Genomic DNA, 14,143 nt, shown 5'->3' with positions numbered 1-14,143 from the left:
TATGTTTGGGTGTTATTAAAGGCTTGGGAAACTGAGGGGGTGGACTTTTTAACTCGCCCTGCGGGCCCAGTCACCCTTGTGGATGAAGCCTCTGGGAGATCTCTGCAGCTTCAGCATGAGAATCCCATGGATCTCACTGTGGTGTGGACTGATCCGCCGCGGCAGATGCTATGCCTTGAGCCTTGGACTGGGCCGCGGGAGGCATTGATTAGTGGAGATCGCAAGTTGGAGATCGAAGCTGGTGGCAAGCAGAGGCTGAGATGTTCCTTGGTTAATTGTTGATCAATTGGCACTATCGTCTGGGATGAACGCGCCTTGTACTTCTCAGGCAGTAGCGCTTTCATCGCCCCAGCGCGCAATAACCCAGCCCGACGCTGGCATGGGTTTTCGCAGGATCTGATGTCTTGCAGATGATCTCCAACCCTGACTTAAAAACGGTGAACCGCAAAGCGCGAATCTGCTCCACGCATCGCGGCAGACCGGAGCCGTAGTTCCTCATCCAGAACCTGCAGGAACTCGGTGATCTCGTGCACGCATTCAGGCCGGCCGCTGAACGCATCCCAGGCAGTTGCCTGCTGATTAGGAAAGCCGATGCTCCCATCTACGTGCGTAGGGCGGTTCATCAACGCAAAAAGGGGAACCAAATATTGATCCAATAAAAAGAATTAAAAATTAAAAATTAATCTTGAAGTGTCTAACTATTGCTTAAAATAAGCTATATGTGAATATATTAATGAAATTTCTTGTCAATATTGCTTTGTTCGTAAATTGTACTGGCATCTATATATGCAATTTGCCTGCAACCATGTAGGCTCAGCGAGTGTATTCAGCTTCTGCGATGAGTTCCGCCGAATCTAGTAAGATTTCAGCTAAAAATATTGTCAAATTGTATTTCACGTCGGTAATCGCAAGTTTTGCATTAGTTCTTGTCGCAGTTTACGTTAACCCAGGCAACACAGACTTTATTCATAAAGAGGACGGGTTGCTAGAACATCTCAGCGCGGGAATCTGCTTTGCAACATTTATCTTCGGCATTGTTCTTATACTCAGAAATTGCAGATATAAGAAAATGTTAGCAGGTGTCTCTTTTGTTTCACTGCTTGGATTTTTGGACGAAATAAGTTTCGGGGGGAGAATTTTTACAATTAAATATCCACATATATTCGACGTAAGAATTGATGGCATCCATGATTTCCTAACCGTAGCTAAACGACTTGTTAAAGAAGGGATAATAGAAATTCCTGGCGGATCTTTAACTGCGATTTTTATAACAGCAATAATCCTTTTTCTAATTGCATGGACTTTGTATTCATTTATATTACGCTCAACAATTTTATTTAACAGTCCGTACTTAACCGTCTTCTCGTGCTTTGCAATTTTTGTTGTAATTTCACAACTCATAGATTTAGAACTACTTTCTATCGATTACAATGCTTACATCATAACGATTGAAGAGTTGTTTGAAGCTTTTGCCGCACTTTCACTTCTCTTTGTCTGCCTTTTGGTAAAAACCGAAAGAGTTAGCTGCAATGTCTCTAAGTGACGCCTTGGTTTTAGTGATTTGGCCGTTGATTAACCACGAACTCCTGGTAATCGGCCTCTCGCTAGTTGTTGCTTCGGATCGAATTGTTGCTTCACAGCTTCAATCAGTGGCCTTGAGGGTGCATCCAGCCAAGCAGGCAGGCGATCGCCAGCTTGGCTGGGTTGCTGCAGGAGCGTGAGCTGGCCACCGAGGCGAGCAATCTCGTGGCGCAGCGCGTTGAGATCCTCGCTTTGGCTGATCCCTTTTGCGTTGGCTGGTGATATTTGCCAGCCGTCGCCGATGCCAGCGCCAGCGGCAAGCTGCCAATGCCAGCCGTTGAGGGCTTGCAGTTCTTTGCTGGCGATCAGCCGGTGAATGTTGCTTGGTTGCAGCGCTACCCGTACCAGCCAGTGGCTGCTATCGAAAGATCCTTCAGATGGGTGTGGCTCTTGATGGGGGCCGAGCCAGTCAAGCTGTTTTGTGCCCACTTGATGTTGATTGGCGAGGGCTTTGAGGTGGCCTATTTGGTCGTTGACGGCTTGATCGCTCACGCTGGCCACGCCGATGTTGAGATGCCAGTCTTCTAAATCTGTTTTGATCCAATCGCAGTATTCCGGGGTGAAGCTGGTGCGCAATAGTGCAGCTCGCCATGCTTCCAGCGCTTCCAGAGAACCATCAAGGCGAAGGCCGATGTGTGCTGGGCGGATTGGTTGGCAGCGCAGAGTGAGTTCCGTGATCAGAGCCAAGCTGCCCCAACTGCCGCACAGCAGGCGCATGAGGTCATAGCCAGCCACGTTTTTGACTACCCGGCCTCCAGCATGCGCAGCAATGCCATCGCTACGCAGGAGGCCGATTCCGATCAGTTGGTCGCGGATACCCAGATGCCGCTGTCGCAAACCGCCGGCGAGGCCACGAGCCACCAACCCACCCACACTGCCAGCACTGTTGGGATCTGTATTGGCTTGGCTTCCCCTAGGCCAGTTCACGGCTAGCCATTGATGGTGTTCTTTCAAAACCATTTGTAGCTCTGCCAGCGGCAGGCCTGCTTCAACAGTGATCGTGAGGTCGTCGACAGCGTGATCAAGGATGCGATTGAGACCACTCACGCTGATTGGTTGTGAAGGCATCTCCACAGGCGGCCCCCATTGCAGACGGCTGCCAAGACCACAGGGCAGCCAGGGGGTTGCTGCTGCATGCAGCCCCGCAACAAGATCGGCCAGCTCCTTTGCCGTAGCAGGTGCTGGCACGTTGGCGGTATCGGCGAAGAACGTGTTCACGTCACGATGGTGCCATGAAGATTGTGGTGCTTGATGACGACCCCACCGGCTCCCAGACTGTGCATGGCTGTCTGCTGCTGCTGCGCTGGGATGTTGATGTGTTGCGGCATGGGTTGCGCCACCCTTCGCCACTCTTGTTTGTGTTGGCCAACACACGTGCGTTAGCCCCTGCTCAGGCGGCATCCCGCAATCGTGAGATTTGTTCTGCTTTGCGGCAAGCATTCGCGGCGGAAGGGATGTCAGCAGCGGAAGTTGTTGTGGTCAGTCGCGGTGACTCCACCCTGCGCGGTCATGGCGTTTTGGAGCCTGAGGTGATCGCTGAGGAGCTCGGCCCCTTCGATGCGACGCTGCATGTTCCTGCCTTCCTCGAAGGAGGGCGCACCACGGTGAATGGCGTGCATTTGCTTGATGGCAAGCCGGTGCATTCCAGTGCTTTTGCCAAAGATCGCTTGTTTGGTTACAGCACCAGTGATCTCCCTGCTTGGCTAGAGGAGAAAAGTGGTGGGCAGATCCGAGCGCAAACTGTTCAGCGCCTCTGCCTTGCGCAGTTGGATGCGGCTGTTGAAAATCAAGATGCTGCGAAGCCATTGCAGACAGGCCGCACAGAGTTGCGTCGTTGGTTGGCTCGGCTTCATCACAATCAGTCTGTGGTGGTGGATGCGGAGCGTTCTGAGCAATTGCTGGCCTTAGCAGAAGCGGTAAGGCAGTTGGCTGGTCATAAGCGTTTTCTGTTTCGCTCTGCAGCAAGCTTGCTCAATGCTTTGGCAGATCTTGCACCCCAACCTCTTGCTGCTGATGGTTTGGCTGGCATGCGACGTAGCGATCACTCAGGTCAACGATGGCCTGGGTTGGTGATGGTTGGTTCCCACGTTCCTCTGGCTGATGCTCAGTTGGAATGTTTACTCGAGGCGCCAGAGTGCATGGGGGTGGAATTGCCAGTTCCCCGCTTGGCGCAGATCTTGCAGAGGGGCTTGTCTGATGGGCGCTTGGCTGAATTGGAGCAGCATTGCTTCAATCAGCTTGGCGAGGCGCTTGCCATCGGTCGTACACCGGTGTTGTTCACGAGTCGTGGTGAATTGGATTGCTCAACATCAGCGGCAAGGCTGAGCTTTGGCGTTGCTTTGGCTCAATTGATGGCTCGTCTGGCGGCTGCTCTCGCGCCGAAGTTGGGCTATTTGATCAGTAAGGGTGGAATTACAACCCACACTCTCTTGGCAGAAGGGCTGGGCTTGGAGATGGTGCAGCTGGAGGGGCAAATCTTGCCAGGATTGTCGTTGGTGCGGCCTTTAGCTGGAGATGGCTTGGTTGATCTGCCGATCCTTACCTTCCCCGGAAATCTTGGTGATTCTCAAACCCTTTTGGATGCCTGGCGATTGATGGAGGCCGGCGGCACAGGCCAGTAGTTCCATCGGATGGGCAACTGCCACATCACCATCCAGATGGCGGCGGAGTTGCAAGGTGCAGCCAATGTTGGCGCTGGCAATCAGCTCCGCTCCAGTGTTGCTGAGGTCAGCGACCTTGATTCTCCCCAGCTCGGCAGCTTCTTGCGGGTTGACCAAGTTATAAATTCCGGCGCTCCCACAGCAAACTCCGGCTTCTGTGGCTTCGCTCAAAACTAGATAGGGAATGGCCTTCAATAGTTGTCTTGGTTGGGCTTGGATTCCTTGGCCATGAATCATGTGGCAGGCATCGTGGTATGCAACTTTCAGAGGAGTTTGGGGGCTGGCAGGCTGCCCATTGTGATGGGCAAGAGGCTGAAGCTTTTGCTGAAAGTTGCTGTCGAGACCGTGTTCCGCCAGGAATTCATGCACATCGAAGACGGGAATGTTGAAGCTTGCTGTTGCGTTGAGGAGTTCGCCGTAGGCCTTCATGGTGTGGCCACAGCCCGAGGCGGCCACCAGCACAGCCTCTAAGGGCTCGGCTCCAGCAGGTCGCCCTGGGCCGACAACATTGGCAAAGCTTTTGACAAGCTTTTCGGCTAGCTCTCGGGTTTGGTTGAGTTGCCCCTGGTGGTGGGAGACGGCGCCGCAGCAGCCTTGATCTTTCGGCACAACGACTTCAAAGCCATTGGCTTGCAGCACAGCAATAGTGGCTTGGTTCACGTTGGGATCGAAGCAACGTTGCACACAGCCAAGAACAAGCCCCACTCTGCTGCGGCGTTGACCTGTTGCAGGGTGGAGAACCTGCAGATCATCCTGAAAATTTTCTGCTGCAAGAGCAGGCAACAAGGCCTCCATCGCTTCCAGTTGGGGCCCAAGAATTTTGTTGATACTGAGGCGGCGGCTGAGCGCTTGTATTGGTGTCCCCGCGTAGGCACGCAAAGGTTGCAGAAGGGCGCGCAGTCGGCGGGGATAGGGGAGCAACTTCAGCAGAACCTGGCGAAAGTGGTTCTGGCAGGGGCTGCGAAGTTCTGCTTGGTTCAGTAAAGGGCGCGTGGCCTCGATGAGCTGGTCGTAGCGAACGCCTGAGGGGCAGGCACTCACACAGGCAAAGCAACCTAGGCAGGAGTCGAAGTGGCTGGCGACGGTGGCATCAAGCTCCAGCTCACCGTTGTCGATCGCCTTGAGGGTATGGATTCGCCCTCGCGGTGAATCCATTTCAGTGCCCAACACACGGTAACTTGCGCATGTTGGCAGGCAGAACCCACAGTGCACGCAGGGGTCGGTGGTGTCTGCTGGGAGACGGCTCAAGACCTTGTCATTTTGGTTTGGCGTGACGTCAACAGAAGTCATGATTTGAGTCTGGCGACTTCCATGCCGCTCTGTCGCATGCCGGCAGTATGTGCCATCACTATTGGCGATCGTTCTCAATACCGTTGGCTGTTGCCTGAAGATTTGCTTTTCGGTACCAGCGTTTCGTTGGCATTAGTCGTTGATTAGTTTTTTTCTCAAAGGGGGACGTTGCATTTTGTTGTTAACTTTGAATGAAGGAAATGAGCCGAAAAGAAGCTCTTATTTGCTGGTATTGATCTGCCATTAATTTTAGCAAGATGACTTGATTTCGCATTTAAAAATAAATCGAATGCTTGCGGCTTGCTAGCCATTGAGAACATCTCGATCATATCAGTTGTCGCGGCAGAATTGTTTCTTTGTTTTCGGTATTTTTGGATTTCCGGGAAGATTACATTCCTCAAAAGTTTGATTCATTTCCGCCTGAAGATTTTCATGGCGACATATTGGATTGACAGCGAGCTTGCCGTTTAATGTATACATCTCTTGGTTGCGTCTTGCGATGCCTTCGATTTTTGAGCTGTTGAGAAATGAATCAAGGCTTCATCGCTGAGACTTTACCTATTGACCAGAACTATTGAGAAATTACGCGATGCCATGGATTGCAGAGGAAGCAGAAGCGGAAATAGGATTTCCAAATACTTGGCTGCAAGTACTTTTAGACTTTCTTGGCATAAGATGAGTATCCTAGTCAATTTATTTCACATTTTCAGATCGCTAAAGGCAGGCTAACTTTCGCTGTGTGAGCATTGATAGATAGGCAAATTTTGCACTAAGGTCTAAAATGTCTTGGCTTTGTGTGGCCTAGCTTTCTTCTATTTCTTCGTCTTTTCCTAATGGCGTAATGATATTTTTTGATTGCATGTGCTAGAGAAGGCAATTCCTATTGCAGTCGATCTAGTCTTGCAGTTGCCGATAAAAATGAACCGTTCACTATGGCTAATAATCATTGATTACAGCTGGAAATTGTTAGGGCGTTAGCCTTAGAAGTGGCTGATGACGGCCTCAGAGAAGCCACTGCAGCTCACAGGTTCTACGGGTGGGTCCATGAGGCGAGCCAGGTCATAGGTGACCTGTTGATTGGCAATCGCAGCACTGAGCCCTTTTGTGATCAAGTCTGCGGCTTCTTGCCAGCCCAGAAACTCCAGCATCATCACGCCGCTGAGGATCACCGATCCAGGGTTAATGCGATCGAGGCCGGCATGCTTGGGTGCTGTTCCGTGAGTGGCCTCAAAGATGGCCGCGTTCTCGCCGATGTTGGCTCCCGGGGCCATGCCTAATCCGCCCACCATCGCCGCGGCTGCGTCGGAGATGTAGTCGCCATTGAGGTTGAGTGTTGCCAGGATTGAGTATTCCTGCGGCCGCGTTTGGATCTGTTGGAAGATGCTGTCGGCGATGCGGTCATCGACAAGCACCATCGCTTTCCATTGGCCGTTGCCATGGCTGGTGCCGATGGCATCCAGCACGCCGTGCACTTCGGCATCGATGCTGGCCTTTCTCTCAGGCGTGAGGCTGTCGTAGCCAGGCTCGATCATGCGGGCATTGGCTTGGATGCTTAGTTGTGGATCGTTTTCAAGATTGCCGAGAATCCAGCTCTCCCTTTCGGTGATGCACACGTCGCGGAACTCGCTTGTGGCGAGTTCATAGCCCCAGTCACGGAAGGCTCCTTCCGTGAACTTCATGATGTTGCCTTTGTGCACCAAGGTGACGTGGCGCTTGTCGCCCTTCAGCCGAAGAGCATGTTGAATCGCTTTGCGGATATGACGCTGGCTGCCGTGCTTGCTGACCGGCTTGATGCCAATGCCTGAGCCTTCAGGAATCTGGCGTTTGCCGAGCTTGCCGTTGGCGGGAATGACGACAGTGTTGAGATGTTCGCGCAATGTCTGGCCGACTGGATCATCGGCTTCCCATTCCACCCCCATGTAGATATCTTCCGTGTTTTCTCGGTAGACGATGACATCAAGATCCTGAGGCCGTTTGTGGGGACTGGGTGTGCCCTTGTAGTAGCGACATGGGCGGACGCAGGAATACAAATCGAAGATTTGACGTAGGGCCACATTGAGGGAACGGATGCCGCCACCGATTGGAGTCGTGAGGGGACCTTTGATGGCGACCCCATAGGTGCGGATCGCTTCAAGGGTGTCTTCTGGTAGGTACTGGTAGGTGCCGTAGAGATCGCAGGCCTCGTCGCCTGCATAGACCTTGAACCATTCGATACGACGCACGCCTTGATAGGCCTTTGTTACAGCTGCATCCAGCACTCGTTGGGTCGCCGGCCAGATGTCCACACCTGTGCCATCACCGCGGATGAAGGGAATGATTGGCTCGTTGGGTATGACTGGCTGCCCGTTCACGAAGCGGATGGCCGTGCCCTGGCTTGGGGCGGAGAGCTTCTCGAACTGAGCCATGGGAAACGTGCGCGACGGTGACGCGTGCTCAGGCGAGCCTATGCCTTGGTGGTGGTCCTGACGACCAGCCTTAAGCGACTTAGCTTGAGCTTGCCAAATTCTTCTCGAATTCAGTAGTGCTGTTCTACGTCCATAGTGAGTGATGGAGAGGTCATCAATCTCAGAGCGTTTGCCTGGTCAGATCTGGGTAGTAGCTGCCTGTTTCAATGAAGAGGTTGTGATCTGTCAGTTCATCGAACGAGTACTTGCCTTGCCGGAAGTCAGTCATTTGTTGCTGGTGGATGATGGCTCACGGGACGGCACGGTGGCTCAGATCCGCTCATGGCAGCAGCGATTTGTTGGTTCTAAGGCTTCTGCTCCAGTCACTTTGTTGGAGCTCACAAGGAACTTTGGCAAAGAATCGGCAATGCTGGCCGGCTTGGATTATGCCCAGGGCCACTGCGATGCTGTGGTGCTGATTGATTCAGATCTTCAGCATCCGCCAGAGTTGATTACGCAGATGGCTCAGGCTTGGCGTGATGGTGCTGAGGTTGTTACTGCAGTCCGTGACGATCGTGATCAGGAATCAAGGTTGAAAGTAACAACTTCCTCCTGGTTCTATAGGGTTTTCAACCGGGTAGTGGATTCCATTCAACTGATTGATGGAGCAGGAGATTTTCGTTTGCTCAGTGCACCAGTTGTGCAAGCCCTCACTCAAATGCGTGAATTCAGCCGTTTCTCCAAAGGTTTACTTCCTTGGACCGGATATCGCAGTGTCGAGCTTAGTTACAGCAGGGTGAGACGAATGGGAGGTCGTAGCTCCTGGAGCCCCCTGAAGCTATGGAGCTATGCCCTTGATGGCATCTTCTCCTTCTCAGTGATTCCTCTAAAGATTTGGAGTTTTTTGGGCCTTGTAGTTTCCTTGATTAGTTTGCTGTACGCCGCAGTTATCGTTTTGATCACGATTTTTAATGGAGTTGATCTTCCTGGCTATGCCTCGCTGATTGTGGCGGTTCTGTTTTTGGGGGGTATTCAATTGATTGGTATCGGTGTACTTGGTGAGTACATCGGTCGGATCTATGTGGATACCAAAGCCAGGCCACACTATTTCATTAGGGCCATTCACGGTTCACCTTGAGTGGAGGCACTGGCTTGTAGTTGTTTGACTGCTTGCCACTCCAGTTGACGCCATGAGGATGAGAAAAATGTACGAGATAAAGGGAAATCTGTGAGGCCCTTATGAATCTCTTCTGGCTTTAGCGGTGCAGCTGGATGCGATAGCAGCAAAGGTTGTGTTTGCGGTGGTGAGAATGAAACAGATGTGAGTTCTTGCCAAGCGGCTTTGAGCGGAGCATCCACCATTCGCCCTGTGAAAAGCACGCCGGCAAATCGGGCGTTGGTTGCCACTAACGCTTTGCGCAGTCGTGGTAAAGCCATGCGAGTGAGGTTCTGCAGCACAAGCCACTTCAACCAGCCACCATTCGTTAGAGCTGTTAGCCAGTAGCGTGATGACAGCCCAGTGGGCAAGGGCTCAGCAGTGGTGCGTAACCAGCTGATGCCTTGCTCAGGGGCTAGTTCGAGGATCACATCGAGCACGATTGGCACCAGATGCAGATGTTGATGGCCATCAATGGCGATGATGGTGAGTCCAGTGAGTTCTCGAAATCGCTGGATTTGTGAATTCAGTTCACAGCGAAGTTGCCTTTCAAGTCGTCGTCGTCTTGGCGCATTTTTAGGTAGGCATGATGCCAGCATTAACGTCCCAAAAGAGCATTTGAGCCGCCCTTCATCATCAATGAGTTCAGATACTTGTTGAGGGGGCGCTACTGCTCGACCTTCGCTTAGGCAGAGGTGCAAGCAAAGTTGAAGGTTGGGGTAGCTTCTACTTTGTTCAATAGCAGACTCAACGGCATTGCCGTTGACCAGCAGGCTGGCGCTGTCCAACTGGCTGGCCGCAGCAAGTTCAAGGATGGCGGTGTTGGTCGCGTTGGTGAGACCTAGGTCATCGGCATGCAGTTGAGGCTTCGTCTTGTTAGATCGTTGCTGCCGGCGCATGCTGAATCGGGCTGCCCTTGACCAGATCAAAGCATTGAGCAATGTCGGTGTAAAAACCAGCATCACTGTGGTGATGGGTAGTGAAGCCCAAGGGCTGAGCGCCAATGGCAACAGTGCGCTCACGCTGACATTGACACTGAACTGCAGAAGCAACCAGCGACGTGCGAAGCGCTGTCCAGTTGTTTCTGAACGGAAGGTGTACAGGGCATGGCCTAGATAGCTGACCAATGAGGCGGCTAAGAAGCCACTGAGGTTGCTCAGCCAGAACGGTATGAGCTTTGCCATGAGCACCAGCACCGTTGCGTGTATGGCTGCAGCTGCTAGTCCAACTAGTCCATAACGCCCTACCCGTGCAGCCAATGGCTGCAAACTCATGACAGCACAGTCTCAAGGACTGCATTCATCGCCTTGCGATGATCGAGTAGCAATAGACATGACATGGCAGAGCGATTCCTCATCAGGGACAACATCAAAGTGCCGCAACCGTAATGGCATGGCACTGATTGATCCTGCAAGATTGGTACGCTTCAGGAGACTGGATGCAGTCGCTACAAGATGCATCACTAGGAGTTTGCTCAGGGCCAGATTGAATGGTCATGTCTTGAGTCTGCATATCCCAGCCGCTCAATCCAGCTTCACTTGCTGATGGGATGATCCAGAGATTTGCAGTTGGTTTGAGGGTGAGACCCTTGATCTTGCTCTACTAATACAGCCGTGGAGCTTGTGGCTTTAGTGCCGCCTTGTTGATGCAAATCAGTTCAGCGGCGAGGTTGTTCTCTTAACCCTCTGCAATCGATGACTTCATGAAGCACCAGCTCTTTTTAATGTCCTTTCGCCTTTAAAAGCTTTGTTTGCCCAATGGCGGTAGCCCTTGCGAGCGCACTGAGAGAAGGCATTAAGGCAGCCCACACGATGGCCGAGAACACTGGTTTCGTGAGCTCTTTGCTCAATGGCGTGGTTGATCTCTCCAGTTATCGCAACCTGGTGACTGCAATTGGGAAGGTCCTGTTTGTGGATTGCTCACGTGCCGCCAACGAGCTAGCAGCATCGAGGATGTGGTGGGCTGAGGGGCTTTGCAATCGTCAGATTTGATCAAACTGCGGCATAGTTCTGCATCGGTTAGTCCCCTCGCCCCTTTGCGTCGCGTCTTTTTTCTGGTTCCAGGGACTACGGATCGCTATCGCTGCGGTGGTCTTTCAGTGGCGCTCCATACCGCAAGGTTGGTGAACAGGCTTATGCCTACTGATTTGGTCACCTATCGGACCCGTCAGGACGATTATCTGTTTTTGGATGATCTTTTGCAGCAAGAACCAGCTCCAGGGGAAACACTTTGGGTGGTGAGCTGGGGGTTTGAAGTGCCGAAGTTATTGCGGCGTCTAAGGGGGCGGCATGTGATTTATCACGCCCATAGCAGCGGCTATGGATTTGATCTTCCATCAGGGGTTCCTGTCTTCGCTGTGAGCAGGAATACCCTTGGCTACTGGGGTGACCGGGCACCTCGCAATCCTCTTTTTTTGGTGCCTAATGCCTTAGAACCCCATTGGTTGGAGAGAGGTGCTCGGCTTGGAGCAGCTGTGGCTGAAGCTGGAGATCGCTCCATCGATGTCTTGGTGCAGGAGCGAAAGAGTAGCCGTTATGTGTTGGGGCAATTGGTTCCTGCCTTGAGAAAGCTAGGGCTGAAGGTTGTGGTTCAGAGTGGCTGGGTGGAGGATCTGGTCGCTCTGTTCAACGCTTCCAAGGTTTATATCTACGATTCGGCTGAGTATTGGCGGAGTAATGGCCTGAGTGAGGGCTTTGGCTTGCCCCCTCTAGAGGCGATGGCTTGCGGCTGCGTTGTGTTCAGCAGTTTCAACCATGCGCTCGCCGATACCCTTGAGCCGAGTGTGGTGGGCCATCAGATTGGTTGCGGCAGTCTCGCCTGGGATGTGCGACGGATTTGCGAATCTGTGCGAGAGCCGGCGGCTTGGCGTCCAACGCAGGAGCGGCTCAATCAGCTGTTAAGTGAACATACGGAAACGGCTTTGATGTCGCGTTGGAGATCGGCGCTGGCTGCTATTGAGACCATGCCGTCAGATGAAGTGCCCCTCAGGAGGTCTCCAACCTTGGTGTTGCGATTCAATCGAAAGGTTGGCCGAATATTGAGGCTTTTGAGACGTCTGATCTCTCGCCGCTAATTGTGGCTTGTGTCTTTCTGATGAGCTGCTGCATCGACTAAGGGGCTTGGGGAGGGTCAATCGGTTACCTGGCTGGCCGACCTGTTGCTGATTGTGGAGGTTGGCAACCGGTAACTTGCGCTTTAAGGATGCTTGCGTTTCGTCTGCCTCCGAGAAGAATTGTGCGGCGTGTCCATGCTCTTGCAAAGCCAGACCTGGAAGGAACTAAGAGAGCTGCTGCGTCAACTTCCTTCTAAGCGCATCAACCTTCTGATTCTTGTTTTGCTGGCCTCCTTTTTTCAGGGCTTGCTTGACATGCTGCTGGTTGGTCTGCTGGCCAGGTTGGTAGGGGTGATGTCGGGAGCGACGTTGCATGATCGTATTCCGGGCATCCGTTTTTTTGGCGGTGGCATTCTTGATCAAACCGGATGGTTGCTAGGACTCCTCATCGCGTCATTCTGGTTTACTTCAGCGATCCGTTTTGGTGTTTCGCTGATGCAAAGCATGCTCAGTGCAGAGATCTGGACAGATTTAGTTAATAAGGTCTATGCCAACTTGATGCTGCAACGCTATGAGTTTTTTACTCATAATCGAACTGCTCATCTTTCCGAGCGCTTTAACAGAATTCTGAACCGTGTTTCAACCACAGTTGTTACACCTCTGATCACAATTGTTGGTAACACACTTTCGGTTTTGGTTCTGCTGGTCGGAGTGGTTTTTGTGCTCGGCTGGAATGCTTTTCTGATTTTTGTCTTGATGTTGGCTGCATATTCGCTTGCCTCCAAAATTATTACTCCTTATTTGCGCTTGGCGACAAAGCAAAAGGTTCGTTATTCGCGCAGGATCAATTTGTTGCTGATGGAGTCTTTGAGGTCAATGAGAGATGTGCAAATCTATTCGGCGGATGAATTCTTTGTCGGTCGCTTCTCACGCGATGGTGCAGTCGCCAAGCGTTATGACCGTCTCTCTAAGCTTTTGCCTGATGTGCCACGGTTCATCATTGAGCCTGCGGGGATCACCATCCTGTTTTTGGTTGGTTTGGCTCCGGCATTGTTGGCTGGTGATACAGAGAAAATTCGTGAAGCTGTGCCGATGTTGGCAGCAGTCTTGGTCACGTTGTTGCGCATCTCCTCTCCCCTGCAGTCGATGTTTCGCAGCATTAACAAGCTCAGAGGTGGCCTGCCTGAAATTAAGGATGCTTTGAAGTTGTTGAGCATGACCCCTGATCGACTCGTGTTGTCGTCCCCCGGGGTGCCCACTCCCGAGGGAGTCATGCCACGCAGATTTATTGAACTGGAGGGCGTGGGTTTTACTTATGGAGGCACTGAGAAAGAGGTGCTGCGAGATGTAAATCTCACGATTCCAGTAGGTTCCAGGATTGCTTTGGTTGGCCGCACAGGTAGCGGTAAGAGCACATTGGCTCATCTGTTGCTGGGGTTATTTCTTCCCACGCGAGGGGAGCTCTCTTTAGATGGTGTTCCGCTCAATGAAGAGGAAGTGCCGGCATGGCAGGCCAATTGCGCACTTGTGCCCCAGGATATTCGCCTTCTTGATGCAAGTATTCGCGAAAATATTGCCTTCGGTCAAGATCTAGAATCCATCAATGATGATGATGTTTGGGTTGCTTTGGAGGCTGCTCAGTTTGACGACTATGTGAGTCAGATGCCTTATGGATTATTTACCATGGTTGGTGAGAATGGTGTGAAACTTTCTGGCGGTCAGCGGCAAAGACTTTCTCTGGCTCGAGCTTTCTTCCGCAAGGCAAAAGTACTTGTGTTGGATGAAGCCACCAGTGCTCTCGATAACAAGACAGAACATGATGTTCTTCAGGCGCTTGATCTGATTGGTAGACGTTGCACCACTATCGTGATTGCCCATAGGCTAACTACTGTCAAAAAGTGTGATCGTATTTATGAATTGCAGGATGGTTGCATTAAGGCATCCGGTGATTACGAAACACTTTGCTCCTCATCTTCGACCTTTCGAGAGATGACTCGTTTCGAGACCGCCTGAACGGACT

Annotated in this window: 11 protein-coding genes and 2 pseudogenes; 8 read left to right on the top strand and 5 right to left on the bottom strand. The window is 52.0% G+C overall.

All coding sequences use genetic code 11. The annotated features are described in order from the left end of the window. Nucleotides 1-33 precede the first annotated feature (33 nt). Nucleotides 34-282 (top strand): annotated as a pseudogene (locus SIB74_RS09745) (galactose mutarotase); the annotation flags it as partial. A gap of 58 nt (nucleotides 283-340) precedes the next feature. Here SIB74_RS09745 and SIB74_RS09740 read toward each other — a convergent pair. Beyond that, nucleotides 341-601: a hypothetical protein gene (locus SIB74_RS09740; RefSeq protein ID WP_156486173.1), complete on the bottom strand. Its 261-nt coding sequence runs from the start codon at nucleotides 599-601 to the stop codon at nucleotides 341-343. Between the two features lie 237 nt (nucleotides 602-838). Between SIB74_RS09740 and SIB74_RS09735 the strand changes: the two genes are divergently transcribed. After that, nucleotides 839-1,543: a hypothetical protein gene (locus SIB74_RS09735; RefSeq protein WP_063396777.1), complete on the top strand. Its 705-nt coding sequence runs from the start codon at nucleotides 839-841 to the stop codon at nucleotides 1,541-1,543. A 29-nt stretch (nucleotides 1,544-1,572) separates the two neighbouring features. On the opposite strand, the gene SIB74_RS09730 is transcribed toward SIB74_RS09735, so the two are convergent. Further along, complete coding sequence (locus tag SIB74_RS09730; protein ID WP_082818520.1) at nucleotides 1,573-2,799, bottom strand: FAD-binding oxidoreductase; 1,227 nt, start codon at nucleotides 2,797-2,799, stop codon at nucleotides 1,573-1,575. 14 nt (nucleotides 2,800-2,813) lie between these two features. On the opposite strand from SIB74_RS09730, the gene SIB74_RS09725 reads away from it, so the two are divergent. Beyond that, the gene (locus tag SIB74_RS09725) at nucleotides 2,814-4,202 is read left to right on the top strand and encodes a four-carbon acid sugar kinase family protein (protein WP_063396778.1); all 1,389 of its coding nucleotides are present in this window, start codon (nucleotides 2,814-2,816) and stop codon (nucleotides 4,200-4,202) included. On the opposite strand, the gene SIB74_RS09720 is transcribed toward SIB74_RS09725, so the two are convergent. After that, on the bottom strand, nucleotides 4,086-5,531 hold the full coding sequence (locus SIB74_RS09720; RefSeq protein WP_074159159.1) for a (Fe-S)-binding protein: 1,446 nt from the start codon (nucleotides 5,529-5,531) through the stop codon (nucleotides 4,086-4,088). The two genes, SIB74_RS09725 and SIB74_RS09720, sit on opposite strands and share 117 nt — an antisense overlap. Nucleotides 5,532-5,552: 21 nt before the next feature. Between SIB74_RS09720 and SIB74_RS09715 the strand changes: the two genes are divergently transcribed. Next, entirely contained in the window at nucleotides 5,553-5,678 is a 126-nt protein-coding gene (locus SIB74_RS09715) for a hypothetical protein (RefSeq protein ID WP_255359825.1), read from the top strand. An 833-nt stretch (nucleotides 5,679-6,511) separates the two neighbouring features. On the opposite strand, the gene SIB74_RS09710 is transcribed toward SIB74_RS09715, so the two are convergent. After that, nucleotides 6,512-7,936 carry an NADP-dependent isocitrate dehydrogenase gene (locus SIB74_RS09710; protein WP_063396783.1) on the bottom strand — a complete coding sequence of 475 codons (1,425 nt, stop codon included), beginning with the start codon at nucleotides 7,934-7,936 and terminating at the stop codon, nucleotides 6,512-6,514. Nucleotides 7,937-8,078: 142 nt separating this feature from the next. Between SIB74_RS09710 and SIB74_RS09705 the strand changes: the two genes are divergently transcribed. Then, nucleotides 8,079-9,053 carry a glycosyltransferase family 2 protein gene (locus tag SIB74_RS09705; protein ID WP_063396784.1) on the top strand — a complete coding sequence of 325 codons (975 nt, stop codon included), beginning with the start codon at nucleotides 8,079-8,081 and terminating at the stop codon, nucleotides 9,051-9,053. Here SIB74_RS09705 and SIB74_RS09700 read toward each other — a convergent pair. Then, nucleotides 9,038-10,345 carry a ChbG/HpnK family deacetylase gene (locus SIB74_RS09700; protein WP_063396785.1) on the bottom strand — a complete coding sequence of 436 codons (1,308 nt, stop codon included), beginning with the start codon at nucleotides 10,343-10,345 and terminating at the stop codon, nucleotides 9,038-9,040. The genes SIB74_RS09705 and SIB74_RS09700 overlap by 16 nt on opposite strands. A gap of 483 nt (nucleotides 10,346-10,828) precedes the next feature. Here SIB74_RS09700 and SIB74_RS09695 point away from each other — a divergent pair. The 3 genes and pseudogenes from SIB74_RS09695 to SIB74_RS09685 all read left to right on the top strand — a co-directional run. Continuing rightward, nucleotides 10,829-10,957, top strand: a pseudogene (locus SIB74_RS09695) (biliverdin-producing heme oxygenase); the annotation flags it as partial. A 149-nt stretch (nucleotides 10,958-11,106) separates the two neighbouring features. Continuing rightward, nucleotides 11,107-12,144: a glycosyltransferase gene (locus SIB74_RS09690; protein WP_041375239.1), complete on the top strand. Its 1,038-nt coding sequence runs from the start codon at nucleotides 11,107-11,109 to the stop codon at nucleotides 12,142-12,144. A gap of 174 nt (nucleotides 12,145-12,318) precedes the next feature. Continuing rightward, nucleotides 12,319-14,136 carry an ABC transporter ATP-binding protein gene (locus SIB74_RS09685; protein ID WP_011827142.1) on the top strand — a complete coding sequence of 606 codons (1,818 nt, stop codon included), beginning with the start codon at nucleotides 12,319-12,321 and terminating at the stop codon, nucleotides 14,134-14,136. The last annotated feature ends 7 nt before the right edge of the window (nucleotides 14,137-14,143 follow it).

It is taken from the genome of Prochlorococcus sp. MIT 1306 (genome assembly GCF_047304515.1).
In the GTDB taxonomy this organism is placed as follows: domain Bacteria; phylum Cyanobacteriota; class Cyanobacteriia; order PCC-6307; family Cyanobiaceae; genus Prochlorococcus; species Prochlorococcus marinus_D.
This window is presented reverse-complemented; position numbering and strand designations above follow the sequence as displayed.

What these genes read in the sequence shown, in the direction of transcription:
- SIB74_RS09740 (WP_156486173.1), bottom strand. Translation starts at nt 601, where the DNA reads ATGGGAGCATCGGCTTTCCTAATCAGCAGGCAACTGCCTGGGATGCGT.
- SIB74_RS09735 (WP_063396777.1), top strand. Translation starts at nt 839, where the DNA reads ATGAGTTCCGCCGAATCTAGTAAGATTTCAGCTAAAAATATTGTCAAA.
- SIB74_RS09725 (WP_063396778.1), top strand. Translation starts at nt 2,814, where the DNA reads ATGAAGATTGTGGTGCTTGATGACGACCCCACCGGCTCCCAGACTGTG.
- SIB74_RS09720 (WP_074159159.1), bottom strand. Translation starts at nt 5,531, where the DNA reads ATGACTTCTGTTGACGTCACGCCAAACCAAAATGACAAGGTCTTGAGC.
- SIB74_RS09715 (WP_255359825.1), top strand. Translation starts at nt 5,553, where the DNA reads ATGCCGCTCTGTCGCATGCCGGCAGTATGTGCCATCACTATTGGCGAT.
- SIB74_RS09710 (WP_063396783.1), bottom strand. Translation starts at nt 7,936, where the DNA reads ATGGCTCAGTTCGAGAAGCTCTCCGCCCCAAGCCAGGGCACGGCCATC.
- SIB74_RS09705 (WP_063396784.1), top strand. Translation starts at nt 8,079, where the DNA reads ATGGAGAGGTCATCAATCTCAGAGCGTTTGCCTGGTCAGATCTGGGTA.
- SIB74_RS09700 (WP_063396785.1), bottom strand. Translation starts at nt 10,345, where the DNA reads ATGAGTTTGCAGCCATTGGCTGCACGGGTAGGGCGTTATGGACTAGTT.
- SIB74_RS09685 (WP_011827142.1), top strand. Translation starts at nt 12,319, where the DNA reads ATGCTCTTGCAAAGCCAGACCTGGAAGGAACTAAGAGAGCTGCTGCGT.